This is a genomic window from Rhizobium sp. 007 (assembly GCF_015353075.1).
In the GTDB taxonomy this organism is placed as follows: Bacteria; Pseudomonadota; Alphaproteobacteria; order Rhizobiales; family Rhizobiaceae; genus Rhizobium.
Map to the genome: position 1 here is coordinate 33,311 of NZ_CP064190.1, position 26,111 is coordinate 59,421.

The 26,111-nt window shown below is 56.3% G+C and carries 27 protein-coding genes; 6 read left to right on the forward strand and 21 right to left on the reverse strand.

All coding sequences use genetic code 11. The features are described 5' to 3' along the window. Positions 1-12: 12 nt before the first annotated feature. The 8 genes from ISN39_RS33465 to ISN39_RS33495 are packed head-to-tail and all read right to left on the reverse strand — an operon-like array spanning position 13 to position 7,154. Entirely contained in the window at positions 13-1,041 is a 1,029-nt protein-coding gene (locus ISN39_RS33465) for a type IV secretion system protein (RefSeq protein WP_194732264.1), read from the reverse strand. Positions 1,042-1,053: 12 nt separating this feature from the next. Beyond that, entirely contained in the window at positions 1,054-1,281 is a 228-nt protein-coding gene (locus ISN39_RS37330; protein ID WP_246763587.1) for a hypothetical protein, read from the reverse strand. Next, positions 1,271-1,975, reverse strand: a complete 705-nt coding sequence (locus tag ISN39_RS33470) for a type IV secretion system protein (protein ID WP_194732265.1) — start codon at positions 1,973-1,975, stop codon at positions 1,271-1,273. The genes ISN39_RS37330 and ISN39_RS33470 overlap by 11 nt, the downstream gene beginning before the upstream one ends. An 11-nt stretch (positions 1,976-1,986) precedes the next feature. Further along, complete coding sequence (locus tag ISN39_RS33475; RefSeq protein WP_194732266.1) at positions 1,987-3,075, reverse strand: lytic transglycosylase domain-containing protein; 1,089 nt, start codon at positions 3,073-3,075, stop codon at positions 1,987-1,989. After that, complete coding sequence (locus ISN39_RS33480) at positions 3,072-5,531, reverse strand: VirB4 family type IV secretion/conjugal transfer ATPase (protein WP_194732267.1); 2,460 nt, start codon at positions 5,529-5,531, stop codon at positions 3,072-3,074. Before ISN39_RS33480 ends, ISN39_RS33475 begins: the two co-directional genes overlap by 4 nt. 2 nt (positions 5,532-5,533) lie before the next feature. Then, positions 5,534-5,833 carry a VirB3 family type IV secretion system protein gene (locus ISN39_RS33485; protein ID WP_194732268.1) on the reverse strand — a complete coding sequence of 100 codons (300 nt, stop codon included), beginning with the start codon at positions 5,831-5,833 and terminating at the stop codon, positions 5,534-5,536. 2 nt (positions 5,834-5,835) lie between these two features. Beyond that, on the reverse strand, positions 5,836-6,183 hold the full coding sequence (locus ISN39_RS33490) for a TrbC/VirB2 family protein (RefSeq protein ID WP_097596271.1): 348 nt from the start codon (positions 6,181-6,183) through the stop codon (positions 5,836-5,838). Positions 6,184-6,194: 11 nt separating this feature from the next. Beyond that, the gene (locus ISN39_RS33495) at positions 6,195-7,154 is read right to left on the reverse strand and encodes a lytic transglycosylase domain-containing protein (protein WP_194732269.1); all 960 of its coding nucleotides are present in this window, start codon (positions 7,152-7,154) and stop codon (positions 6,195-6,197) included. Between the two features lie 157 nt (positions 7,155-7,311). Here ISN39_RS33495 and ISN39_RS33500 point away from each other — a divergent pair, with 157 nt between their 5' ends. The 6 genes from ISN39_RS33500 to ISN39_RS33525 are packed head-to-tail and all read left to right on the forward strand — an operon-like array spanning position 7,312 to position 10,454. Next, positions 7,312-7,920, forward strand: coding sequence for a hypothetical protein (locus ISN39_RS33500; RefSeq protein ID WP_194732270.1), 609 nt, complete (start codon positions 7,312-7,314; stop codon positions 7,918-7,920). Next, positions 7,917-8,453 (forward strand): thermonuclease family protein, encoded by a 537-nt coding sequence (locus ISN39_RS33505; RefSeq protein ID WP_194732271.1) that lies wholly within the window; start codon positions 7,917-7,919, stop codon positions 8,451-8,453. The genes ISN39_RS33500 and ISN39_RS33505 overlap by 4 nt, the downstream gene beginning before the upstream one ends. Beyond that, the gene (locus ISN39_RS33510) at positions 8,450-9,145 is read left to right on the forward strand and encodes a thermonuclease family protein (protein WP_194732272.1); all 696 of its coding nucleotides are present in this window, start codon (positions 8,450-8,452) and stop codon (positions 9,143-9,145) included. The genes ISN39_RS33505 and ISN39_RS33510 overlap by 4 nt, the downstream gene beginning before the upstream one ends. Beyond that, complete coding sequence (locus ISN39_RS33515; RefSeq protein WP_194732273.1) at positions 9,146-9,556, forward strand: hypothetical protein; 411 nt, start codon at positions 9,146-9,148, stop codon at positions 9,554-9,556. Continuing rightward, positions 9,553-10,134 carry a hypothetical protein gene (locus ISN39_RS33520; protein WP_194732274.1) on the forward strand — a complete coding sequence of 194 codons (582 nt, stop codon included), beginning with the start codon at positions 9,553-9,555 and terminating at the stop codon, positions 10,132-10,134. Before ISN39_RS33515 ends, ISN39_RS33520 begins: the two co-directional genes overlap by 4 nt. An 11-nt stretch (positions 10,135-10,145) precedes the next feature. Then, on the forward strand, positions 10,146-10,454 hold the full coding sequence (locus ISN39_RS33525; RefSeq protein WP_246763588.1) for a hypothetical protein: 309 nt from the start codon (positions 10,146-10,148) through the stop codon (positions 10,452-10,454). On the opposite strand, the gene ISN39_RS33530 is transcribed toward ISN39_RS33525, so the two are convergent. From ISN39_RS33530 to ISN39_RS33590, 13 genes are all read right to left on the reverse strand, one after another. Further along, a complete protein-coding gene (locus ISN39_RS33530) occupies positions 10,443-11,699 on the reverse strand; it encodes a methylaspartate ammonia-lyase (RefSeq protein ID WP_194732275.1) in 1,257 nt (418 codons plus the stop codon). The genes ISN39_RS33525 and ISN39_RS33530 overlap by 12 nt on opposite strands. Before the next feature lie 99 nt (positions 11,700-11,798). Further along, a complete protein-coding gene (gene phnF, locus ISN39_RS33535; RefSeq protein ID WP_194732276.1) occupies positions 11,799-12,533 on the reverse strand; it encodes a phosphonate metabolism transcriptional regulator PhnF in 735 nt (244 codons plus the stop codon). A gap of 60 nt (positions 12,534-12,593) precedes the next feature. Further along, a complete protein-coding gene (locus ISN39_RS33540) occupies positions 12,594-13,481 on the reverse strand; it encodes an ABC transporter permease (RefSeq protein WP_194732277.1) in 888 nt (295 codons plus the stop codon). Next, on the reverse strand, positions 13,478-14,416 hold the full coding sequence (locus ISN39_RS33545) for an ABC transporter permease (RefSeq protein ID WP_194732278.1): 939 nt from the start codon (positions 14,414-14,416) through the stop codon (positions 13,478-13,480). Before ISN39_RS33545 ends, ISN39_RS33540 begins: the two co-directional genes overlap by 4 nt. Continuing rightward, positions 14,413-15,420, reverse strand: coding sequence for an ABC transporter ATP-binding protein (locus ISN39_RS33550; RefSeq protein WP_194732279.1), 1,008 nt, complete (start codon positions 15,418-15,420; stop codon positions 14,413-14,415). The genes ISN39_RS33545 and ISN39_RS33550 overlap by 4 nt, the downstream gene beginning before the upstream one ends. Further along, positions 15,417-16,472, reverse strand: coding sequence for an ABC transporter ATP-binding protein (locus ISN39_RS33555; protein WP_194732280.1), 1,056 nt, complete (start codon positions 16,470-16,472; stop codon positions 15,417-15,419). The genes ISN39_RS33550 and ISN39_RS33555 overlap by 4 nt, the downstream gene beginning before the upstream one ends. An 11-nt stretch (positions 16,473-16,483) precedes the next feature. Continuing rightward, on the reverse strand, positions 16,484-18,055 hold the full coding sequence (locus ISN39_RS33560; RefSeq protein ID WP_194732281.1) for an ABC transporter substrate-binding protein: 1,572 nt from the start codon (positions 18,053-18,055) through the stop codon (positions 16,484-16,486). 130 nt (positions 18,056-18,185) lie between these two features. Beyond that, a complete protein-coding gene (locus ISN39_RS33565) occupies positions 18,186-19,103 on the reverse strand; it encodes a metallophosphoesterase (protein ID WP_194732282.1) in 918 nt (305 codons plus the stop codon). Between the two features lie 849 nt (positions 19,104-19,952). Further along, positions 19,953-21,221: a methylaspartate ammonia-lyase gene (locus ISN39_RS33570; protein ID WP_194732283.1), complete on the reverse strand. Its 1,269-nt coding sequence runs from the start codon at positions 21,219-21,221 to the stop codon at positions 19,953-19,955. Between the two features lie 57 nt (positions 21,222-21,278). Beyond that, the gene (locus ISN39_RS33575; protein WP_194732284.1) at positions 21,279-22,658 is read right to left on the reverse strand and encodes an MFS transporter; all 1,380 of its coding nucleotides are present in this window, start codon (positions 22,656-22,658) and stop codon (positions 21,279-21,281) included. Positions 22,659-22,806: 148 nt separating this feature from the next. Beyond that, a complete protein-coding gene (locus ISN39_RS33580) occupies positions 22,807-23,583 on the reverse strand; it encodes a class I SAM-dependent methyltransferase (RefSeq protein WP_194732285.1) in 777 nt (258 codons plus the stop codon). 23 nt (positions 23,584-23,606) lie between these two features. Beyond that, positions 23,607-24,818, reverse strand: coding sequence for an NAD/NADP octopine/nopaline dehydrogenase family protein (locus ISN39_RS33585; RefSeq protein WP_194732286.1), 1,212 nt, complete (start codon positions 24,816-24,818; stop codon positions 23,607-23,609). A gap of 85 nt (positions 24,819-24,903) precedes the next feature. Continuing rightward, complete coding sequence (locus ISN39_RS33590) at positions 24,904-26,061, reverse strand: aminotransferase class I/II-fold pyridoxal phosphate-dependent enzyme (protein WP_194732287.1); 1,158 nt, start codon at positions 26,059-26,061, stop codon at positions 24,904-24,906. Between the last annotated feature and the right edge of the window lie 50 nt (positions 26,062-26,111).

Sequence of the window (26,111 nt, forward strand, 5' to 3'; positions counted from 1 at the left end):
TACTTTCGCGCCTCAGCGAGGCGTGCTGTTGTTGCTGATGCGGTTTTGCATCGCCTCAGCGCTGGCGTTTCGTATGTTGGCTCGCATGCCTTCTTGTGTGCGCGCCCTGGCTTGCATTCCCGCATTGCCTGCTGCTCCCGCTAGGCGCTGCCCTCCCGACAGGGCCGAAACCGGCGCCGATATGCCAGCAAATCGGCCGACTGCGCGCGCGACATTGCCGAGACCGGCAGCCACACCACCGGTAATCCCTTGCGCGAGAACCTGAATATTAAAGAGGACAAACGCGCCTGCTGCGCAGAGCAGCAAGAAAGCGGAGATGTCACTGAGCTGAAGGCGCCTTTGGCTTGCAGCGCTGCTGACCTTTGTCAGTTCCGGGTCCATTGCTGCAATAAGGAATGCCGCCACGACATAAACGAACAGCGGGATCAATGCATACATCAGCACCTGTTGAAACCAGGCGACGCCCAAACCCCTCGTCTGGTCGAAAAGCATGCAACCGATGAAGATGGGAGCCGTCCCGATCAAGACCCACATCATCACCTTTGCAAGCAGAAGGATTGCCAATGCTACCGCGATGAAAACAGCGACGGCGAACATGATCAGAAAACCGACCATCGACGGCAACACCGAAAAATATCCTGACTGTTCCGCGAAGGCTGAAGCTGCCTCGTTGGCCGTTCGCCAGATCATCGACAGGCCGTTTGTCGGTTCCGTGATACCGGTCCCTGTGGCGGTGAGGATAGCTCGGCCAACGTCCTCCGGGGTGTCGTTCAACCAAGAATAGAAGAGGGTGTTAAAATAGTCCCAATTCCTTACCAGCGCGAGGATGATCAACATACGCGCCACCCGGCCGATAATTTCGCTGACGCTGACGCGAGCGGTTCCCATGAACAGTTGGAGACCGTAAAAGCCCACATACGCGATGAACATGATCGTCAGTAGCGGCATGACCTCATTGCCGACGATCCCGTAGGCTCGCGACGAGAAATTCGCTCCGGTCTGTTCAATTCTTTCCAGCAACGCCCCAAGAAAGTCGTTCATCGCCAACCGTCCTTAATTCGCCGCCATGGCGTCAATAGCCGCGAGGGCGTCGGCTGCGTTGCCATTGACACTTGTCATCGGCCCACATTCGAAGCGAGGATCTGACGCATAGGAGGTTAGGTTGGCAGGCCTCTTGCAGGGAGCGGTCTTTTCCTTCGCCGCCGTGCCGCAGCCGGCGAGGCCGGCCACGATCAAGAAAGGAAAAAACACCTTCGCTGGTATGGTGATTTTACTGGTCACTGTAGCTGAGAGCCTTCTTAGAATTAGAGATGTCGGTCAGGCGTCTTTGGTTGTCGGCCTGGAGCGACGATACGGCTCCGTTCATCACGCCGATCAGCTCGTTGATCGTCAGCCCGGCTTGCACCTGAAGCTGAGTGTTCTGATCGATCGAGCCCTTAATGTCCTTGGCTTGGCCGATATTTGCGCCAGCCTGCTCGAAAGACGAGCGGCGAGTCTGGACGGCCTGCTGCGAACCGGTGACGAGGGCAGCGACGCCAAGAACGGTGTTCACCATCTCCTCGTAGGACTTGTCGCCGGAAAAGGAGCTGCCCGACTGGCCGGACAGATTTTTCACCAGTTGCAGGCCGTTGATGAAGGTCGTTGCGACCTTGGCGACATCGCCGCCCATACCCCCGAAGTTTGGAACGCCACCCGACATCAGGCTATCGAACGACGGCATCTGTGCGACGCTGAAGCCATTGCCAACGGCAAGATTTTGCATCTGGTTGGCATCGCTTCCACGGTCGCCGGTCACTGCTTGAAGGGTTTCCTGGACCGTTTTCAGCACTTCCTTGTTAGTGCCAAGGATATCATCGGTCGTCTTCGACGTTCGCTGCGCAATCTCAAGATTGGCACCGTCGATCACCGGGACCTGCGCCAAAGCCGAGGACGCAAGGGCGGCCACCGAATACGCCGTCAAAATCAAACGTTTCATGGCAGTTCTCCTCATTGAGCGTTCAACATCAGTTCTACGTTGTCCTCGCGTTCCCGCTTTTGGACGCAAGCCTTCTCCGTCGGGCTCCATTCGAGCTCCTGGCGCGGATCGCACAAACCGGTCGTTTCGCGATCCTCCTTATCGTCATCATCCTTGAAATCGCTCGTGCGCGAGGATCCGGACAGGCCGCTAAGATCAACCGCGTTACGGGAGTTCATCAGATCCGCCATCGTTGTGCCGAGGCGGATGACCTGGTTCATCATTTCGAGATTGGCATTGCGGGCACCGGAGTTGTGGTCCCAACTGTCCTGGATTGTGCCGCTGGACATCGCGCTCAACTGTTGCAGCCACGACGCGACGTTGCCGCCGCCTTCCCCGATCGCCTGCGACGTCGCCATGGAATTGATGGTAGAATCTCGCATCCCGGTAAAGGACGTCGATCCACCGCCATAGTTCACCGGGATATTGGCAACGTCGGAACCGCCGAAGGCAGGAAGCCACTTTTGGGTGATGTTCGCGACATACCCTTGCGTTTCCTTGAATGGAGGAATCCCGCCATACTTCTGTACGTTGCCGGGTCCCGCATTGTAGGCGGCCAGCGCCAGATTGGTGTTGCCGTTGAACCGGCGAAGCTGTTGCTTCAGGTAGCGCGCCCCGCCTCGGAGATTGTCTTCGATATTGTGCGGGTCGACCCCGAGATCTTTTGCCGTGCCAGGCATGAGTTGAGAAAGCCCGATCGCGCCGACCGGTGATTTCGCACACGGATTGAACCGGCTTTCCTGATAGACGAGCGCCATGAAGAGGCTTTCGTCGACGCCTTCTTCCTGGGCAACTCGCTTCACAAGGCCCGTGATTTCCGGGTTGGCCGTTGCGGCGGAAGCGGCGTCACCGCTGCGACCTGGACGATACATCGAGCAGGTCACGCTCTTGCTGACCGTATGACGGTCACTATCCGTCTTCTCGATTTCCGTCGTCGTCTGGCCGCGTTTGGTGTCGGTCTCGAGCACCTTGCCGTCAAGCACCGGCACCTGAGAGTGCGCCGTTCCGGAGGCACCAAGGCACAGCGCAGAAATCACCCACAAAGCAGGACTCTTCCTCATTCGGCCTTCTCCCATCCGCAAAATTCAGCCAACCAATTTTCAGGCTCGTCACCATATTGTTCCCGAAGCGCCGCGCACTCCTCGACAGTCTCCTTGCGGCCGGAAAGCACCTTCACGAGATCGGGCATGGCGGAGAGATCGAGCCGAGCGATAACCGAGTCATTGCCGTGCTTGATCAGGAAAGTTCGCTTTTCGGGCGGAGTGTTCTTGATGAAGTTGAATTCCTTCACCGTCAGGCCAAAGCGCTTGATGTAGCTCTCTTCGTCGGCCCGCGGGTTCGGAAAGTGAATGTTCGTCGCCGACTGCTCGATCAGCGTATGCGAGGCTTTTGCCTTGGCGATATCCGCCGCGGACTGGGTGCCGAAGCCAACAATGCCGTTGAGCTTGCGGATGGTTTTCATCTTGTCGACGATGAACGCCGAAAATGTTTCGTCCATAAGGAGCTGCCAGCCCTCGTCCATGAAGAGCATGACCGGGTTTCCGTCGAGCAGCTCGTCAAGACGATGATAGAGGTACATCAGCGCCGGCGTGCGGAGATCCTCGTTGCCGAGGATGTTCGTCATGTCGAACCCAAACACGCTGCGCCCCGAGAAAGAGAGGACGTCGCGCTGGGCGTTGAAAAGCCACGCTTTTTCTCCTTCGATCCAAGGCCGCAGGCGAGAGTGAAGGTCATTGGCATCCGCCCGCGACCGGCCCACAAGGAGGGCGGCCAGGTTCGCTAAATTGCGCTCCGTCGCAGGTTCCTGCATCAGGCGGACGATCGCCCTTTCAAGCGTATCCTCGTCTTCCTGAGTGAAGTCGCTGCGATCACCGGAGCGCAGCATTGCCTTCAAGAGGCGAAGGAGGAATTCGCGGTTTGGGCCGGTATTTTCGAGCTGCAGCGGGTTAAAGCCGGTCGGCGTTCCCGGTGACAGCACCTCATATGAACCGCCAATCGCCCTTACGAAGATTTCCGCGCCGCGATCCTTGTCGAAGAACACGGCTTTCGGCGTCGGTGAAACGCGCATCGCCTGTGCGAGCAGGAAAGTCAAAGCGACCGTCTTACCGGAGCCGGTTGGTCCTGTGACGAGGAAGTGCCCGATGTCGCGGCGATGGAAGTTGAACCAGTACGGCGTCTGCGACGTGGTTTCGAGGATCGTGATCGGCAGTCCCCAATGAGTGCGATCGGCCTGGCCCGTCGCGAAATTGTGCATCGAGGACAAGCCGGAGAAATTCGCGCTCGACAGCATCGCTTTGCGGGCGATGTAGCTGTGGTTGCCGGGCAGTTGCGCCCAAAAGCCTGCTTCCAGGTTCAGATCTTCGCGAAGCCAGTTGATATTCATGTCGGTAAGGCAGGCGCCGAGTTCGGAAACCGTGCGGCTGAGGCCTTGGAGGTCGCGGGAGAGGCATAGAAGCGAAAGATGATGGAAGCCGAAGACGGCTTCCTGGTTCATCAGGCTATTGAGCGCATAGTCGATATCCTGCTCGACCGAGCTGCCGGATTCGTCCGACGCTCTGATTTGCCGCTGCAAGCGGCTAATTCGCTCTTGGGCGATCGGCTTGTCGGCGATCGTGAAGGATTGCGTCAGAATGAATTCGTGGTTCACCTGCAACAAGCCATCGAGCATGCCCGGGCCGGTAAAAGGCGGGTATTCCTTGATCGACAGGAGCGCGCCAAAGCGGTTGTCTTCATCTACCGCCGCTTGAGCCTGCATGGTCCGTTTGCTGAAATGGAGTCGCGACGTGCCCACGTAATTGCGGATACCCATGCGTGGCAGGCGCATTTTACGCGGCACGCCGCATGTCAGAATCGTATTGAAAAATTCGCAGGGCTCGGAGTAGGGCTCGCCCCTTTCCTTCTCCTCCTGTCCTTCGATCTTGGCCTCGTCGTCATTCCTGCGACGATAGGTAATGCCGAGCGCCCGCGCTCCATATTTGTGCAGATCGCGCACGATGTTGCCGATCAGCTCTTCAAGCTCTGTAACATCTTCGCGCGTTTGCTGGACCCGAGCATCTTTGTTGGCCCTGTCGAAGATCCTTTTCAGCGTGTCGCCGACGCCAAGAGCGCCCCGCATGCCAGAGCGCACAATGGTCAGGTAAATCTCGTTCGTGAACATGCGCTTATGGCGCAGTTGCTCCATATAACGCTTGTTCAAAAGATTGCAGAACGATGAGTCATACGCGCCGCCAATCTCTGTTTCGACATCTCGGCGGATCACGGTCGACCAAAGAGAATAGCGGCTGGATCCCAAGGCTCGGATCATCGTGTTTTGCACGACCGAGCGCATGTTGAGCTCAGCCTGGTCTTCCGTTTGGAAGAACAGGCCATCAAGTTTGATGACGCTCAAAAGTGAGCCGTTTTCCAGTCCGATCACCGTATCGGAGACGTGCCGCAGATAGGGTATATGAGTCGACATGGGCCGCTCATTGCTGGCGACCTTTCCAAATCCAAGCTCTTCTTTGACGACTTTCAGCATGATTACGGTCCGTAAGAGTTGGTGCCCCAAAAGCGCTTGTTGGGCGTGCGCGGCGTCTTGCGCGACGTCACCTGCAGCACGTCGAGGATCTTGTTGTCCCAGGTGCAGAGCGAGAATAGGACGAGGTAGGCAACCGGCGCGATCAGCAGCGCCAGAAGGTGGTTTGTTGCCAGCCAGCCAATGATGGTGACGCCGACGATCAGCACCACCGCCATATAAGGCACACCCCAAAGCGTTGGGGACCGTGTTAATCCGATCACCAGCGGCGTCAGAGATGGCTTTTCGTCCTGAAACTCGCTCATGATCAGTTGCCGCCGCCGACAGACGAAATCATCTGGTCAACGATCGACGGCGCACCGAAAACAAGACCAATGCCAATGACGACCGCGCCCGCCGTGAACCACGAAAGACGGCCGGCGAAGGCGAGGAAGCCAAGTCCGATGACGGCAATGATCGCCATCAGGCGGCCGAAAGGACCGGTGATGAAATCGACGATCATCTGGACTGCGGTTTGAAGCGGCGCGAAGGCGCCTCCTCCAGCAGCCTGCGCAAAGGCGATATCGGCGCCAACGATCTGGATAGCGGCCACGAGACCGAACAAAGCCGCAAGCTTGACGGCCTGAGACTTCCCTGTTTGCATTGCAATCTGCATACTTCTCTCCTTCAAAAGTGCATCACACCGCCGACAAACGTGCCGGTTTTCTTCACAGCGATGACACCAGCGTCCCCGCTGTCACTCGCATCCGAGACCGCTTGCTGAGCGGGCTTTCTGGATTTGCCTTTTGCCGCCGGCATGGGCAGCCCGAGCTGATAGTTCACGACCTTGGCGACGTATCCGATCGTTTCTTGAAAGGGCGGGATGCCACCGTGTTCATAGATCCGCTGTTCGCCGCTGTTGTAGGCGGCCGCGACGAGTAGCGGGTTTTGGAACTCATCGAGCAGTACCCGCAGATACTTCATGCCGCCCTCGATGTTCTGCGCCGGATCACAGACATCCTTGACGCCAAAACGAGCGGCCGTAGCCGGCATGAGCTGCATCGGCCCGCGAGCGCCCTTGGGCGAGTTGCGGCTTTGATCAAAGCCGCTCTCTGCCCAGGCGATTGCCGCCGCGAAGACTTCATCGACGCTGTACTTCCGCGCCGTCTGGATCACCAAAGACTTAATTTCGTCAGTGTTTAGCGGAGACGGACCACATTCATGCACTTCATTGGTGCTGCTGTTTGCCTGAAAATGTGCATCAAATTGCTTTATTGAGCCTGTCGGTAGTTGCACATTTTCAGCGTTTTGCGCCGCGCCAATGACGGTCGCAGAATAGCCTAAAGCTGCATCAATATGGTTCGATCCCCTAAATTTTGGTTGGTTTTCATCTGCGTTGTCGGTCTGCTTTACGACTCCATCGGTGCCAAGAACGAACTCCTTTTCGGACCCATGCCATCGTTCCTCAAAGTTCGTTGCCAGCTCAGTATTACTCTTAGTCTGCCAAGTTCTTTTATTATCAGCAATATTTTCAGTTTTATGACCGTCTTGGGCGTGACAAATCCCGCCCAGGATCATGGTCAAAAGGGCAGTCCCCGCCAATGCGGCCTTACCCGAACTGCCTGCAATTCTAGCCCTTTTTTCCATCGGCCCCCGCCACTTGCGGTGTTGTGATTGACACGAAAACTGAGTAAGTTGGTGAACGCGTGACATCGATGTGGTTCAGCGATACACTTTTTTGCTGCACACTTAAACCCCTTTTCGCGTGGCAATAGACGGAAGCAATATGGGTAAGGGCTAGAAAATGAAACGGATGATAATTGCTGCAGTCGCAAGTTGCGTAATGGCAACACCCGCCTTGTCCGTTACGGACATCAACAAGGACTACATTAAGTCCCTGGTAGCACCGGGAAAGACCGTGCTGGTGATCGAGTATTATGACGGGAGCGGCAAAGTCGGCGACCGCAAAGGCTATGCAACAACAGCCGGCTTCAAGGCTGTTTCGCCAACTGACTTCCGTGTAGACGAGAAAACGACACTGCACCTTTATGGGCTTGAGCCTTGCAAAGGCGAGATGGTCAATCGCAACGAAGACTTCTCCGGGACATGCACCGACTTTGCGCAGCAGCAGCTTCAAATCATGCTGCAAAACCCCAAGGTCGTATTTTGCCGCGCCTTCGTGAGCGAGCAAGGTGCCCCGGTCCAGAACGCGACTTGCTACGGCTACTATAATTTTCCCGGAAGTCTCGATTCCGTCGATATGTTTGAAGAGCAACTTCTATCGCTCGGTGCACTCCGCCTCTCAAAGAAGCCAGACGGAACGCCTGTTCGTCCAGATCTCGCCAAGGCCGAGGAAATCGGCCAGAAGGGCTCATTCGGAATGTGGGCCGATCCGAGGGTTAAGGGCCAATGAGGAAAACTCTCATCCTCCTGTCGGTCCTCTTGCCAGCATCAGTCGCCGCAGCGCCCGATGGATATTTCGATCTACTGCCTGGCGTCACTTTGGAAACGGGCGATACGTGGTCCTCGGACGGCAAGCGCTTCCGGCTCTATGGCGTTCAATCATGTTTGCGCGGCACTTCATATACCGACAAGCACGGGCAGAAGCGCGATTGCGGCGAGGCCTCCCTTGCCGTGTTTGCTGCCTACATCAAGGACACCAAACCTGTTTGCGCCCCGGTGGCGAAGAAGGATGATACCGCCTACGTCGTCTGCTACGCCACCGTCGGAAAACAACGGCTCGACCTCGCGAACGTCCTGATCACAAGTGGATACGCCTTCGCAGCCCTCAACGGTGAGGGCCTGCCCTATCACGTCCCTTATGCCGTGGCCGAACAACTTGCTCGGGATAAGCGAGCAGGCCTCTGGCAATTTGAAGACGTGCAGCACCCGGCCATTCTCCTGAGCCGTGAGGTGAATGCACGAAAAAAGAAGGCAAACCCATGAAGCGATACCTGTCCGCGGCCGCGGTTCTTACCGCGATCGTCCAACCCGCTACGGCAGCTGATCTCGTCAAGAACCCGGCGGTGACGATCAGGCAGCAGCAGGATTGGTCCAATGTTCCGATATATCCCGTCTACAAAGGACGTGTTGCGGTCATGGATGGCCGAACCCTATGGTATCCTCAATATGCACAGCGCGTGCGCCTCGTCGACATCGATGCGTGCGAGCTCCCCCAATGGGCTCTTGATCCGAAATGGCTGAACCGTGAATGGCAGAAGGCACCTTCGCCAGTCCCTTGCGGCCCGCTCGCCAAAGCCTGGCTCAAAAGGACCTTAGGTAACAAGTCGGTCGAATGCAGCGTCGTATCCTATGGCAATGACGGAATCCCGCAGGCGCGTTGCACGTCAGGCGGGCGCGACATTGCGGTGGAAATGCTTCGCGTCGGCTGGGCGCGTCTGGCGTCCCCTAACTCATACAACAGTCAGTACCTAGCTTATCAGCGGCACGCCATGGCCGCTCGCTATGGCATGTGGGCCACCTATGTCCTCGACATGAACGAATGGCGACGTAAGGCAGTGGACAAGACGTTAGAGCGCCAGCCGATCGCTGATGCCAACCTCCTCGCCGAGCGCGAAAGTGAGATTTCACCTCCCTTCATCGACGCACGCAGGAAGCCTAAGAGGACAGACCGATAGTTGCCCGACTTCGCGCATATTGCGAACTCGTTCGCAACGGATCCGCTGGCGAGCCTGCTGCTCGCCATTCCGCTGTCGTTCGCGCTGATCGTCGTCTCGGAAAAAATCTGGTGGGTGCACGCGCCGTTGGCCGTGGGGCTTCTGATCGTCTCAATCCTCTTTCTCGATCAACGTCATCTGGCGCTCGACTGCTTCCTGGCCGGTCTCTTCGCCTTTCCGCCGCTATGCCGGGACATCCCCAATCAGCCGCTTCTCTTTCGGATCGGGATCTTCTGGTTCTCAGCCTTCGCGCTCATCGCTGCCGTCATCTATGCGGCTGGGGATCGGGTGCAACACGTCGTTCCGATCGACAAGCTGTTCGTCGGTCGGGCTTCTTCAGCCGCAACGATCAATGAGGACCAACTGACATGAAACGTCTGCTCTATGCCGCCGCCAGCCTTACCGTTCTTGCTTTCGCGCCAACAGGCGCAAAGGCTGAGGATGCTTCCTGGGGCTGCCAGGTGCTGCTTTGCGCCGCCTCACAAAACCCGTCATGGCAAGGCGTTCCCTACTGCGTCCCGCCGATGAAAAAGCTCATCTCCGCAATGTCAAAGCCGGGGTTCGATTGGCCTATTTGCCACGAGGCGAAAGCCGGAGAACCTGGCCGGGAAGTCTTCGAGGAATGCCCTGCGGGCTCTCAGCCCGCCTCGAGCAGCAATGGAGATGATTATGGTTTCCGCGATGAAAAGGATCTGTGTGTCCGCATCGTAGACAAGTGCAAGGATCGCTCCGAATTCCATCGCCTATATGGAAACGATGAAGCCAATGAGCAGAGCCGTATCACGCTCGAGGTCATTCGAAGCGGTCGCGATGACGATTTCTGGAATCAAGACAACGGCTGCAAGGTGAAAGTAACTTCGCCCCGGCCCCGTCGGGCGGACCCCTGGTTTTTTGACATTCCAAACGACAAGGGCGTCAAAGAGCGCTTCTGGTTTAATCTCAGAACCTAAGGGGGAGCCCTATGAACCAAAATATCCTATTGGTGGTCGCAGCGAGCGTCGGCCTCGTGGCCGGAGCTGGGGGCACCTATCTAGCGACCGCAGAGCCAAAGGTGGAAGCTCAGGCTATTTCAAAGGCCGAATTGGTCGCCGCTATCTCCGCCGACCCGTCCCTCTGCCCGATCCCGACAGTCGAGGCGCCGTCGGAGGCCGAAGCAACAACGGCCTACCGCAAAGCTCACGCGGCGTCTCCCCTCGTTTGGGACAGGAACAATATGCCGGAAATTTCCGTGGCGCTCGGACAATGCGACAAAGCCGCTTCAAGCAGCTAGTGCTGCCCGCTTTCGTCTCCGAATGAGTTCAAGGGTGCGGGCCATCTCGTTGGTCTGCATCATGAGCGCTTCGTCGCCTGACAATCCCGGCTTTGATCCGATGAAGTCTGGCTTTGACGCAAGTGCAACATGAACAGATATGCGCGCCGATTGATCAGTCTCATTGGCCGATCCACCCAAAAATGCTCCAACACCATGCTGCTTACAATACAGCACCGCCTCCATAGAATTGTTGATGCCGCCCAGGTCAGGCATCTTGATTTGAATGTAGTCGGCGGCCTTCTCGTCGCAAAATGCTCTAATATCAGACAAATTGTTGCACCAGTCGTCGGCGATTATTCCCACATTGATGCCGGATTTCTTCAGTTCATTTCGAAGGGTCTTCATCCGTTCGATCTGGTGCTCTCTGGTTCTTTCCAAAACGGGTGTCTCTACGAGTAGTTGAAGCGGCCCTGCGGCCTCAGCGGCCCTGCCGATTAACTCTGAAACCATAGCAATGTCTTGAGCAAAAATATCACCAAGTAACCCATAGAAATCGAAATGAAGAGTCGGCCGGTAATGCTCCACGCCGATGGCAACTACGCGAGATGAGATTTCACGGATGTGCTCAAGCAACTTCTCTCCGTTCCGTCCGATTTTGCTTTCGATGTCCGTAAAGTATGTGTGTGGCAGTATCTCTGGACGCTTCAGTATCATGCGATCAAGTTGCAGAGTATTGTGCGGCTCACAGCTCACAGAGATTGCGATTGGGCTTGTTGAGACCGACGTCTGATATTCGCGTGCGAGAACCTCGGCCATTGTCTCTTTGTGATTTAGCGAAACAGCATGCAGAATCGCCTGCGTCAACCCATATCGCAACGCCACCGGCAATTGCTGGCCGTCGACAACGAAATCGTCGAACTCTTTGGCAAGTCGACGGAATTCCGAGATTGGCTGGCCGCGTAGACGATCCGTCACCGCACCCTCGAGCTGGATCAGCCCTTCGCTGCTCCGAAAAAGAGGATCTCTCCCCGAAACGCCTGCGAAAACGACGTCGCAGCAATCGCCAAAGGCAACTTGGCCGTCCTCGAGGATCAACATAATTGAGACGGCATCGGCAGGCTCAACGATGTCGACAAACCCAGGTGTCTTCGGGCTGCCCCGATAGATGAACCCGTCTGGCGTCGCGCCAGCCTTCACAGCCGCGAAGTCAATATGAAAGTAACCAGACCGGCCGCCGGAGCAGACAACGCTATCAATTTTCATGTCGTGTCCCAATTTTGTGCTGCAACCAGACGACAAGCTGACATCTATTTGCGAGGGGTGTTTCCGGGGTTGTGTCTTGACCTAACAATGCCGGCGAACCTATGCCGCATCGCTATCATCACTCTCCACGATGAACTGCACTCGATCGCCGGCCCAGACTGATTCTGAATAGCAGATCGGGCGTCCAGTCTCGTCGACATCGACCTTCTGCGTGCAGAGCACCCAGCGGGAGCGCGGCTGTTGAAGCACGCGCGCCTCATAGTGGGTCGGCGGGCGCGTGGTGATAGCGGTATGAAGGCGGGTATAATCGTGTATTCCGTAGGTCTTCAAATGTAAACTTGAGCCTTGCTCCAATTTGAGCTGGGCAAATCCAGGGAACCGTTCGGACGGATAGTACATTTGGCCGAACGCGATAATGACGCCATCCGCGAGCGATACACTCTCAACGACAACCACTAGATCGCCCGCCTTGATTTTAAGGCGCTGCGAAACCTGGTCCGATGCGGGCACTTCCTCGACCCTCTTCAATATCTTGCCAGGATCGACTCCTTGACGTTTTAGATTCTCTGAATACCGGGTTCGCTTCGAAATCTCATAGTTGATGATCCCATCGTGAACGAACGTGCCGCGGCCTTGTTCGATGCGCACGAGGCCATCATCTTCGAGCATCGACATTGCGCGGCGGACTGTGTTTCGGCTAACGTCGAAGCGGGATGCGAGTTCTGGCTCTGTTGGAAGACGCGACCCGGGACCGAGACCTTGAGTGGAGATATCCTCGACGATTTTTTCACCAATTTGCCGCCAAAGAGCCTCTCCAGATTTTCGTTCAAGCACTGTCTAGCTTCTCCTATCTGTGGAATTCCGAGCATTGTCGATTGTGGTTATCGGATCATTTTAGTTCAGTTCGAAGGCTGCATCCAGCCGGTCGCGAAACCAATCCCCGACAAGCGTTACGGATAGGGCGGTCAGGAATATCACCGTGCCGGGGGCGACCGCCGTCCACCAAGCGGTTGTCATGAATTCGCGCCCGCTGCCGATCATCAGGCCAAGGCTTGTCAGCGGGGGCTGGATTCCGAGGCCGAGGAAACTCAAGCCGCTTTCAAGGAGAATAATGCCTGGAAAGTTGAGCGTAATCTGCACGAGCAATGCCCCGCCAATGTTTGGAAGAACATGCCTAGAGTATATGCGGATTGGATGAAAACCAAGATTGCGTAGCGCTTCAACGTATCCCAACTCTTTTGCAGAGAGGACCAGGCCACGAACTAGTCGCGCATAGACCTCCCAGCCGTAGAGTCCGAGCAAGATGACAAAAAGGAATACGCTGTTTCCAAAGAAAGCCAGCGCGGCCAGGGCGAAGATCATGAATGGGATAGAGGCCTGAAAATCGACAAGCGCTGAAAGAATATCCTCCCAGAGACCCTGAAAGTGAGCTGCCAGAAAGCCAAGTAGTGTGCCGAATCCGGCTCCTACTAAAGTTCCAGTGATCGCAATTAACAGGCTAAAGCGCAGAGAAAACAGAACGCGGCTGAAGACATCTCGACCAAGTTCGTCGGTTCCAAAATAGTATCCGTGCGGCCCACCCAAAAACGATGGCGGTTTGAGGCGGATGAGGAGGTTTTGATCATTGTAGCCATACGGGGCGAGAATGTCCGCTAGCGCCGCACTCATCGCAGCCACTACCAGAAACAATATCGCGCCCACGATCACAAGACTTGGGAGCCGTCTCGTCGATGTGAGCTCGTTCCTTCTTCCGATCGGATCCACAGCGGCTTGCTCCGTCATCGCGATATCCCTCCCGTCTTCGAGCCGATCCTCGGATCAAGCCAGCCATAGATTAGATCGACCAGAAGATTGGCCATCACCATGGTTAGGGCCGAGATAAAGACGATCGTTTGCACAACAGCCACCTCGCGTGCTGCGACTGCGGTTACCGTGAGTCGGCCAATACCAGGCCAAGCAAAAACCGTTTCAACGATTACTGCTCCGCTTAATAGTTGGCCGACAATGAGCCCGAGCATTGTGACGATAGGAAGCGCTGCGTTGGGAAGGGCATAGCGTAAAACGCGCCATGATGAGGGTAATCCGTTCGCCAATGCCGTCTTCATGTATGCTTGTGACAGTACATCCAGCATCGACGCTCGCGTGAAACGCGCAAGTGTTGCTGCATTCCACAGGCCAATAGTCAGCGCGGGCATAACTAGGTGAGCCAAAGTCGCGCTTCCTGAACTCGGAAGCCACCGCAATGACATCGAAAACAGCATAATGAGCAAGATCCCGAAGAAAAAAGTTGGGACGCTATGACCGACGACCGCGAGGGAGATGACACTACGATCGACAATGGAATTTCGCATCACTGCTGCGGCGATGCCTGCCGGCAAGCCGACGATGAGCGCCACGGTCAGTCCCGCGAAACCAAGCATCAACGTTGCGGGAATTCGCTCAGTCACCACTTGGAGCGCCGGACGTCCGTCGCGGAAGGACGTACCAAAATCGCCGTGCAGGACGCTTGCAACATACCGAATATACTGAACATAAATCGGTGCATCCATGCCCCAGCGGGCGCGATACTGCTCAACGACGCTTGCGGGAGTGTCTTCGGGCAGCAGTATTTTGATCGGATCGCCAGCGAGACGAAGCATCAGAAAAACAAATGTGACGACGAGAACCAGAGAAAGGAGGGCCCGAAGAGTTCTCACAATCAGGAACCGAGTGCTCATGCGCGGCCACCGCCTTCAGTGTCTGCCGGCACAGCCGAGTGGCAGGCCACCTGGCGTCCTTGGCGAACATCCACCAACGCGGGCTCAACCCATCGGCAAATGTCGCGTGAGAAGGGACACCGGCGTTGGAATCGGCAGCCAGACGTTTCCGATGCTGGATCCTGCAGTTCGCCACCGAGCAATCGCCCAGCCGAGGGATGTTGCCGGCGTGTCGTGGGCACCGCCGCCAGAAGGGCTTGCGTGTAGGGATGATAGGGATTCTTGAATATGTCGGCCGTGGGAGCGATTTCGACAATACGTCCGAGGTACATGACAGCAACGCGATGGCTAATATGCCTCACGACCCGTAAGTCATGGGAGATGAACAGGTAGCTCAAGCCGAATACCTGTTGCATTTCCATTAGGAGGTTCACTATCTGAGCTTGCACCGAAACATCGAGTGCAGAAACCGGCTCATCGCAGACGATTAGCTTCGCCTGCATCGCCAGGGCCCGGGCAATAGCGATGCGCTGCCGCTGGCCACCTGATAGCTCGCGCGGAAGTCGATGCTCGATGCTGGCTCCGCCAAGGCCAACCCGATCCAGCGCGTCGACCATCTGGTTGTGGCGCGCGCGCTTACCGCCGGCCAATCCATGAACGGAAAGAACTTCCTCTATCTGAGCGCCAACAGGCATCCGAGGGTCCAAAGCACCGGCAGAGTCCTGGAAAATCATCTGCATGTTGCGTCGAGACTTCCGCCAGGCAGCTTCGCTAAGCTTGAATAGGTCTGCGTTCTCGTAATGAACAGTTCCACTCGTCGGCTTCATGAGCCCGAGCGCAATTCGTCCCGTTGTCGATTTCCCAGATCCGCTCTCGCCTACAAGCGCGAGCGTTTCTTTGCGGCCAATGGAAAATGTTACATCATCGACCGCCTTTATCGTGCGTGCCTTCGGCCCAAACAAGCCGCGAGCCGACGCGAACGACCGCGACACGGCCGTTACTGTCAGTAATGAAGCCGGGTTCATTCGCCAGTTCCCAACGGAAAATGGCATGCTATGACGGCCCCGCTCGACGTAGTCGTGCGATGGGGCGTCACCTGCCAACATTTAGTTTGCGCCGCCTGACAGCGAGGCGCGAATGCGCAACCAATCGTCGCGTTGGAAAGCGATGCCACACTACCCGGTATCGTGACCAATGTGTCTGCCACTCGATTGATGTCGGGCGACGCATCAATCAAGCCGCGGGTATAAGGATGCCTCGGCTGATCCAGCACGGTGTCGGTTGCGGCCTCTTCCACGATTTCGCCGGAATACATAACGGCAATTCGATCGGAGGTCTGGGCAATGACACCAAGGTCATGGGAGACGAGGATGATTGCCATCCCGAGCTCGCGGCGGAGGTCACTCAGCAAGGTCAGTATCTGAGCTTGTATGGTAACGTCGAGGGCGGTCGTGGGCTCATCTGCGATGAGAAGTTTCGGCTCGCATGATAGCGCCATGGCGATCATTGTGCGTTGGCACATTCCACCCGAGAGCTCGTGGGGAAAATCATTCAATCGTGCCCGCGCGGCGGGCATCCGTACGAGGTCGAGAAGTCTCACCGCCTCCGCAAGCGCTGCCGTACGCGACAAGCCCTTGTGAACGATAAGCTTGTCGGCAATCTGGGTTCCGACGCGGCGCACAGGATTTAGCGAGCCCATCGGATCCTGAAAGATCATAGCGATCTCTCGGCCACGCAAACGGGCGAGCTTTTCGGACGATAAGCGTTGCACGTCTGATCCATTGAAGTGGATTTGGCCCTCGATTTGCGCGTTATCCGGTAGGAGGGACAGGATCGCCGAGCAAAGAGTGCTCTTGCCACAGCCACTCTCGCCGACGATGCCCAAACATTCCCCAACGCGAACGCTAAGCGAAATGCCCCTGACGGCATGGATAGGGCCATCACGGCCCGAGAGCCGAACGCTGAAATTCTCGATCCGCAATAGGTCGTTGCCGTAGGGTGTTGGCGAAGGAGTGGGTGCTGCGATACCTCGCAGCGCCCGACCGCTTTCTTCGAAACTCAGTTCAATCAGCGACACTAGCGCGGCCCCTAGTTTGCGGCTCGAGCAAAGGCGAGATTGTCTGGACGGAAGTCCGTTCTGTAATCTGCGGTCGGCAACCAAAGAATACGGCGCTTCGCCGCGAAGAACTGTGGCGTCCGGTAGAGCGGGAACGCGGGAACCTCGTCGCCCAGGATATCGAGGATACCCCGGAAAGTTTCCCTTTGGCTGTCCCCGTCGAGCGTTGCCAGCTTATTGGCGAGAGTGTCGAGTCCTGGGACACCGTTCGGAAAGCCGCGTTGGCGAGTAAGGGATTGATTGCCGAAGAAGCACGACCCCAAGGCTTCCGGTGCGGCGAACTCGAAACCACAACCTCCCATTACGGCCGCACGGCCAGGAGCGAAAGCCTGCGACCAATTCTCGACGATTTCGAGCTTGGCGTTGACACCGACTGCCTGCCACATGGCTTGGATGGCCTGCATGACAGTCTCGCCATTGACGTAATAATTGGCCAGCACCCGAAGCGTTACAGGCGCGCCCGAGTATCCTGCTTCCTTGAGCAATTTCCGCGCGCGATCGGGATCAAACTTAAATCCTTGCCGGCTTTGATCGTACAACGCACCAAGGGCGGGTAGTTGGAACTGGTTCTCGACGTTGGTCTTTCCATTCCAAATTGATTGGACGATCGCGTCGCGATCTATTGAGAGCGCTAGAGCTTGGCGAACTCGTTTGTCCGCAACGACCGGTTCGGTGGCCACCATCCAGAGCTGTTGCATTTGATCCAATAGGGATGGCAACACGTGGAGGTCGGTGGTTGCCTCGATCGTCGCGAACTGGTCGGGCGTGATCTGCGTAATCAGATCGAATTCGCCACTGACCAGTCCGGCCACGCGGGCTGCGGTCTCAGGCACCTCCCGAAAGGTGATCGTGTTGAAGCTCGGGCGCCCGCCAAAATAGTCGTCGAAAGCGGAAAATTTGATATGGTCGCCGTCTTTCCATTCGACGAATTTTAGGGGTCCCGTACCGATCGGTGCTCGTTTGAACGCCGCTTGCCCCTTTGTCGTATATGCGCGCTTGTTGACGATCGCCGCAGAATAATGCGCTAACTTCAACTCGATTGTCGGATCGGTCTCGCAGCTTACAATTCGCACCTTATAGCGGGAAACGACTTCGGCAGGCTTCCAGCATCCAAAAAACGCTTTGGCCGACGGGAGCATTGCACTCTCGCCAAAGATTCGCTCCGAGGAAAAGGTGAAGGCAACGTCATCGGAGGTGAACTCGTCTCCGTTGTGGAATTTTACGCCTTGCCGGAGATCAAGCTCGACAGTACGGCCGTCAATCCGTCTCCACGCCATCGCCAGCGCCGGAACGAGAATAGAACCCTTCGACGGATCGAGGCTCTCGGCTTTGTAGTCCCGCCTGATGAGGTTGTCGAAAACCGAACCGTAGACCCGCAATTCCGTGGCAAGCGGTGTATCGGCAGGGTCCATCTTCGACCCGAGGGAGTTCACAGCGATTGTGAGATTGGGGCGGTCTTGAGCGCTAGCCCCCGTTCCTAAGAGCGTAGCGGCAATTGCTAGGGCGCCAGCCAAAGCAGGTATGCGAGGAAGCCAAAATTGCATGACGAAATGCCTTTCTTAGTTGGCGTTCGAGGACGGGATCAACCCGCGCTAACGCCGGTCTGAGGAGCTTCAGCCGAGTGTCCGGCACTTGGGGGTGTTCGCTTTCGGCGTTTGTTGCCCGCCGGCCCAATCACGCCATGAGTAATCGCCCTGTTTCCTCGCCGAGGGACGCCAAGGGGAGGTGTGGGACAGTTCGCATGGCACCGTGGCGTGCCAAAAGTTCGGTAATGTCGTTGGGTACGATGCCGGGCGGTTCGGCGAGGGTGAATTCGAAGCCACCTGCGTCGTCTAACCAATAGTGGACGACGCCTGGTTTCAACAAAGCACGAAAAGATCGCGGCATCCGCAATATCTGCGCTGTACTCGGTGCCCAAACCATTGCGATCGAGCCAGTTACGAAACTGCGGTAGTGATGATTGTGGCCGGACGCTACGAGGCGGAGGTTGGCATCTCCAAGTGCGGCTAGTAGGCGGTTGCGGCCCTCCGGGACCACGCAAATATCAGGGGAACTATCCTCATCGAGCCTTTCCACGCACAGCGGCTTGTGAAGAAAAATGGCGAGTGGGCGGGTCCGGTCGCGCGATACGATGTCGAGTAACCAGTCATACTGGTCCTCCTCTCTTTGCACATTGCTGCCAAGGAGGAACGCATTGAGACCTATGAGGCGCCATGCGCCGAGCTCGCGGGTCCAGCGATCTGTGCCGAATACTCCTAAGTAGCGCTCGATCCGTTCGTGATTGACGTGTTGTCCTAGATAGGGGTTGGGGTTCAGGTCGCCAATATCGTGGTTTCCAGGCACGGCCGACCACGGAACAGTAATTCGATCCAACTGCGACCTAGCAAAGACGTGGTCTTCTAAGCAATCCGGATCGTCAAGCGCGTGATCTCCTGTCGATACAACCATATCGGGATTCTCGCGCGCAATATACGAAAGGCAAGACTCCCACCCGTGTTGATTGTACGCGCGGACCTCGCTGAGATGTAAATCGGAAACTTGGATAACATGATGCCGTGTCATATTCGTACTTAAGTCTTCGATCAGATACACCTGAAGCTCCCATGAAATACATGAGGCTTAAATAGGTAGGAACGTTTACAGGTTTGTGACGGTGGCAGGATTTTTTGCAGAGAAACTTCATGTGATGAGGTCGGGTCCCTGCGCTTCGAGGAGAGGGCTGAGCAAAGCGGCGATGGGACCGCACCTAGATCAATGCGGCACGAGAATTTACTTAGCCGGCGACGGCGCCTGTTGGGGAAGACCAGACCCATACTTTTCTGCTACAACACGTCGCGTATCGCGACCTTCTTCCATCTCTAGAGGAAGCTCTCCCTTCGGGATTTCTGTGCGAGAGACGTGCGACTGCATCGTTGTCGGGGACGGTGGGGTTAAGAACGCGCGGGCGGGTTTGAGGGAGGTCGCGGTCGTGCTGCAACCTGGCTACCCGGCGGCAACGTCGCCTCATCGTCTGCGCAGCCATCGGACTCGATGCCCAGGAACCGTCGGAATGAAGTTAGCTTCGGAGTGGGGAGAACCGGGTCAACGGTTGGGCTAGGCTGGCGCTGCAACCTATGTGAACGTGTGCATCGACCTGCCGTGAACTTGAGCAGCGAGGTGTCGGCGCCGATATCATTGCCCACGTAGCCAGCCCTATCGAGTGCGCAGCGACAATGAGATGGACTGGCGCGTGCGGTTGCCGCTCGAACGCTCCAACCTGCGTGGCGGATCGTTCAAAACCGGCCCACCCTACCGTGGGCCCGCCACGTGATCAGCGGGCCCTACACATAGCGCATTCACAAGGGCGGCCTACCAATCCAAAGCGCGGCGGTGTGACGACAATGACGCTCAGAGCTGCGTACACCGGGATCGGAATGAACCAAGACGGCGGCCGAGGAAAGGTCAGCCCAAACGACCTCGGCTGAGGTTGCCGATGGATCGATGATGCATCAACGCTATGCTTCGGGACATTTCGTTGCGCTGAATCATGAGCGCTTCGTCGCCACCTCGGCCAGGCTTCGCAACCATAAAGTCCGGCTGAGTCGCAAGAGCGATATGTGTCGAGACACGCGCAGATTGATCCGTCTCGTTATAGCTTCCCCCGAGAAAGGCACCCATTCTGTGTTCTTTGCAATAAAGGACTGCCTCGATCGTATTATTAATACCCCCGAGATCGGGCATTTTGATTTGCACGAAATCGCTTGCGTCGGCGGCGATTAGCGCTTTGATGTCGTCGAAGGTATTGCACCACTCATCCGCGATAATTGGAACGTTGATCCCTGCCGCTCGTAGTTGCACACGGATTTCGTGAAAAAGCGTGAGGTGTTCGTCGCGCGTCGCGCCGGTTACCGGTCCCTCGATAACTAAGTCGAAGGGCTTCGCTGCTTCGGAGGCGCGGCCAAGACACGCTACAATCGCCGACACGTTGTTGCTAAACAGATCGCCCAGAGTTCCGCCCATGTCGACAACTATGCGAGGTTGGTACCCCGGGTCTCCGATCGCCAGAATGCGCGACGCCACGTACCGGATGTACTCAAATAAATTCTCCGCGCCAGCGGTAAGTTGTTGCTGCGCATTTTGGTAGTACGAGTGCGGAAGCAGATCCACGCGTTTAAGTATCATGCGGTCGAGTTGCTTTGGGTCATCAAGTTCGCCAGTCGAAAGTATAGGTATTGGAGTAGTCGAAATACCTGTCTCGTATTCTCGTGCTACGACCTCCGCCATCGTCTCTCTTCCAATGAGCGATACAGCATGGAGAAGCGCCTGCGTGATCCCGTAACGCACCGCAATATGAAGTTTCGTGCCACGACTGTCGTGGGCATCAAATTCCTCTGCAACTGTTTTAAAGGAACTGATATCCCGACCTCTCAACATGCCAGCAACTTCACCATTTAAACGGTCCAGGTGCATGGAAGGGAGGAAAATGGGATCTCTGCCGTATACGCCTGAGTAGACCACGTCAGTGCAGTCACCGAATGCTACTTGGCCGTCTTCGAGTACTAATACCACCGAGATTGTCTTCGCTGGCTCGGCGATAGTGCTGAAATGTGGGGTCGCAACTGGTCCCTTATAAGTAAAGCCGTCGACAACGCGCCCCAACCGAACCGCCGCGAAATCGATGTGGAAATACGCAGATTGACCGGTTGGAAATATAACGTCGCTAATTTTCACGATAAGTCTCCCCTGTTCAAAGATGCAAATGCATACGAACTAACTTGGGGGATGTAGTTACCATCGGGCAGTCCTCCCCATGCAAACTTGAAACGCTGCAAGTGCTAGAAAAAACAAAATCGCTGAAGTCAGGAACGAAAGCTTTAGTCCATAAAATAGTAGGTCTGGCCCACCAGTCGCAACTATTCCGTAGACGGCAACCCCAATTGCGCCAGTTCCTTGCTTGGCAGTATTTAGGAAAGCACCTGCCGTGCCGGCCCGGTCGAGCGCTACGCTTCCCAAGAGAATGTCGGTCGCAGCCGGCGCTATCAGCCCCGCCATTCCCACTGGGATGAGCAGAAAGGCGACAATGCTCGGATCAACTAAGCTCTCCGACATGTAGAAATAAAGCACAAAGTACCCAATGCACGCGACCGTTAAGCCGGCGATTAGTGGTAGGCGCGGACCGAATACGCTGCCGAGCCAGCCACCTCCGATGCTCGCCAACACGAAGGCAAAGCTGAACGGCAGAAAAGCTAGCCCTGTTTCCGCGGGAGAATAATCGTGCTGTCGCTGGAAGTAGAGCGAAAGCACAAACACGACGCCATAGTAAGTTATATTTGTCACGCAACTAACGGCAATGGCGGCAGTGAACCCTGCTCGGCCAAAGAGATCCAAAGGCAATACGGATTCGCCTCGCCGCCGTCCCATAATAAGCGCGGACACGCCTGCTGTGACAGCTAGGAGAAGGAAGCCGACCACCAGCGGTTCCGTGAGGCCACGTCGCCCCGCCTCGATCGCAGCGGCGATGAAACCCAGGAGCGTGAGGGCTACAAATGTTTGTCCCACAAGATCGAACCGCGCCTTGGCATTTCTCGGTGTGGCGCGAATATAGCGAAGCGCGAAGAGGGCAGTTGCCAGACACAAAATACCCTCGGCCGCAAACGCATTCCGCCATCCAGCAATCGTCATGAGGTATCCGCCGACTACCGGGTTAAGCGCAACTGCCGCTCCGCCCACGGCCGTCCAGACTGCGATCGACCGTGCTCTGAGCCGAGGGTTTCCGTCACATTCCCTGGCAATGAGTGCAAGGGAACATGGGATAATGAGCGCTGACGCCATACCGGCTAGCGCTTGGGAGACGACGAGGGATGCGATAGTTGTGCCGGCCGCGGTGCCAAAAGAACCGAAGGCGAAAATGCCGACACCCCAAAGAAACGTTGGTCGCAACCCGAGACGATCGCACAGCGTACCCCCCGATAGAAGAAGGGCTGCGAACGCGAGCATATATGCGTTCACGATCCACTGCAGTGAAGAGACGTCTGCACCAAACTCAATCTGGATCCGATAAATAGCAAGATTCAGAATCGCTGTATTGCACTGGACAATGACATGGCCCAAGCATGTGACTATTAGAGTGTTTTGTATTGTCATGTGATGAGTTCCGGCCGCGGCCATCCCACTCTCCTTAGACTTCGGATCGGACACATAAAATCGATCGCCCTAAATGAAGCAGGGACGCTAATCTTAGTGCGACTTATCGAATAGGTTACGAACGAGTGGAAATGATCGGCTGGCCGCCCGGTCCGCTCGCCGCGCAATCTGCCTAAACTGCTTCGACTGTCCAACTGTGAGTGTTGTAAGATAAATTCAGGTTCGGACGATCTCCGATAAGTTCGTCAATCGCGCAAATGATATTCGTCCATCGTTCTGGCCCGGCTTGGCTCTGAATATCGAAGGACAAGCGGAACATGTTCAGATATTGGTCCCTAGTTGTTAGCTCACTGTGCCAGCCTTCGACGTGTATGCATTGGGAAAGTGAGGTATCGCTCGTCAATATTTGGGAGAGGCGTGGGAACAATTCCTCTATATCTTCGTATACGCGGCGAATTCCGGGAACCATGCTTCTGACGATCCCGTCGACCTCGCGTTGGAAGGGGTCGTTGGCAAGGTCGCGCAGGCACCAAATCGCCGTGAACTGCCCGCCCGGCCGCAGGATCCTCCGTATCTCCCGCAAGGCGCACTTGTGATCCGTCCAATGAAATGCATCGCCCATCCAGGTCCAGTCGACACAGGCGTCGGGAAGGCCGGTCGCCTCCGCAGTGCCCGCCTGCCAGGAAACCTCCTGTGCGGCTCCAACCGCGTTCGTTCCCACATCGCGCATTTCATCGCTCGGTTCTATCGCAAGCCCACGCCAGCCCGCCCACGCAATCATGTTGGTTAGGGTCCCGGTGCCCGCACCGATATCTGCAAAAGTTCCGTTTGGTGCCCCTCTCGCGGCTCGCAGGAGATCGATGACTTCGCGCGAGTACAAGTACCTGAAGAGGTACGCTGGCGCGACGCGCGAGAAGTCATTCGATGTCTTTCCGAGTAAAGGGCGCATTGTGTAACTCCGATATGGATTTATCACTCATCGTATACGTGAGTGTTCCAATTTGTTTGAGCGGCGGTTGGAACTCTATTGAACTGAACGGCTATGCCGCCGGCGTTCTGTGGAAAACTCCGCGGGAGATAGTCCGTGGCCCTTCCAAAATCCGGCGCGCTAAGCGTCTCAGCCCAGGCGGCGATCTCTTTGAGCATAGGCGTCTCAACGTTCAGTCGATGCGCGATTGCCACGAGCAGTGACAGTCCGAAATGGGTGTCCTCGTAGAAAATTCGATGAGAAAAATCGATTCCAAATCCAATCCCATTGCTAGCGCGGACTAGCGGAACCATTCCCTTGAATGCTCGATTCGTTTTGAAGATGGCGTGAAGGCTCGAGCCGTCGGCTATAAAGTCTTGATAGTTTCGGAGAAGATCGTCACGCAGCGGCGTCAAGGATGCAAGATCGCACCCGTGTTCGACTCTCACCCTTTCGATCAGCCGATACTGCTCGGCAGCACATTCTTCAATATAGGCTGCGCCAAGTTCGGTCAGGTCGCGCCACCAGCCGTGGTGGCCAGTGAAGTTGGCGTCCGGGTTATCCGAATGCGGGCCGATAAGACCGTAGAGGGCCGGCATGTGCAGCACCGGGTTGCCGAACGCCAGTGTGAGTTCGAGAAAACTGCTGGCGACGATAAAATCAACCCGGAAAAGATGCTCCAGTATGTGCTTTAGCTCATCAACCTGGTCGCCTGGGCCCGGTTTGTGACAAGCGAATACGTGGGTCCTCGGGCCGCCACCGGCAGCTACGGAAACGCCAGGCACCAAATTGTATGCTGTGTACGGCGCATCTTTGGTTCCCCAGATCACGACGTTCGGTGGCAACATGCTATCGGCTAGCCAATCGAAACCGGCATTGCCCGGAATGGCCCCGACAAAGACGGGATGATGCCGGTCAACGAAGGGGGCTATCGACGCAAGGATGAGCGCCCTTACATGAGCCGGAACAGCCAAGATTACAACGTCCGCGCCGACAATCGTGTCGCGAGGACTGTTCGAAATATTCTGCGGGCGACCTCGACACTCGCTTCCATCGGGAAGGACCGCCAAAAATCCTTTGGGCGGCATGGCGGCGCAGAGCTCAGTTGCTTTTCGAGTGTAAACCGAAATCTCCACGCCCGTGACATGCGAAAACAGGGCGGCATAGAGGTGCGCTGTTCGTCCGCCGCCGCAAATACACACCTTTAACGTTCGCATAGATGTTTCCTACAAATTGATCACTCAGCGTCTGTTCTTCAATAAAGATCGCATGCCTGGTGAGCGGGTTTCCGGCAGAAAGTCTCTATGAGACCTCGTCGCGCCTGCCGGCAATCGCTGCTGCCGTCTCCACTAGGCCGTCGACGAGGCGCTGATTGTCAGCTGCGCGACGCGCAGCGATTCGCAGATAGCGACCGCCCTCGCCCATCGTTTTTCCGCTGTTGTGCCGAACAAGAATGCGATGCCGCTCGAGGAGTGCATCGGCCAGAGCCGGTCCGTCCGGCCATTCGTCCGGAGTACGGCACAGCGCGAAGTTAGCGTGAGGCGGAATGACGATCATTCCTGGGATCGAGGAGAGCAGCCCAAATAAATTGTCGCGGTCGGCTCGAACCTGTTTCCAACTCGCCTCTGCTTCCGAGCGGAGGGAGCCGATGCGGCTGAGGAAGAATTCTGCAAGCGAATTCACATTCCAGATCGGAAGAAATTCTCGCAGCCTCTCCGCAAAGGCAGTGTTTGATGAGAGGACATAACCAACACGCAGACCGCAGGAACCATAGATTTTTCCAAGACTCTTTAAAACCACGACGTTACTGAGAGCATCCAAGTCAGATTCTAAACTTTCGTGATGGCCCAGATCTGCAAACTCGACGAACGACTCGTCCAGAAGAAGCATTTTGCCGCGCTCTCCGAGGCGTGTCGCCAATTTGACCAGCTTTTCCTTTCCGACAACTCTTGACGTCGGATTGTTCGGAGAGATTACAATTGCCGCATCAACGTCGGTCTTCTCGACGAAGCTCGCGAATTCGTCGACGTCGAGATCGAACGACGGAGCACTGAGGGGAAATCGGACCAGGCGACCGGGAAGCGCAGTGTATTCGTAGGGGTTAAACGAAGGTGTAGGAACGGCGATCCGAAGACCAAGCCCTCTGAGAAGCACCGGAATGATCTCGGCAACACCGTTGCACACCACGAGTCGATTGGGGTCCTGTTCGATGAGCTCCCCAATCTGCTTTGCGATCTGTTGATGCGGCGACGGGTAGCTGCCAAGCAATTTTGGAAGAGCGACCCGAAGCTCTTCGAGGAGCGTACTTGGCGGGAAATAGTTATTTACCAAGAGAACATGGTCCGCCAGGTCATGTTGCCAATATCCGCCGGGCAAATCATTTACCAGACGACTACCTGCGGTAGACGTATTCCCAGCAAATGGGTGAAGAGCAGTTGATACGTTTGCGCCAGCGGTCATGAGAAGGTCCTATCCGTTCGTTTTGATGTCCGCGATTGCCGCGCGGCTGA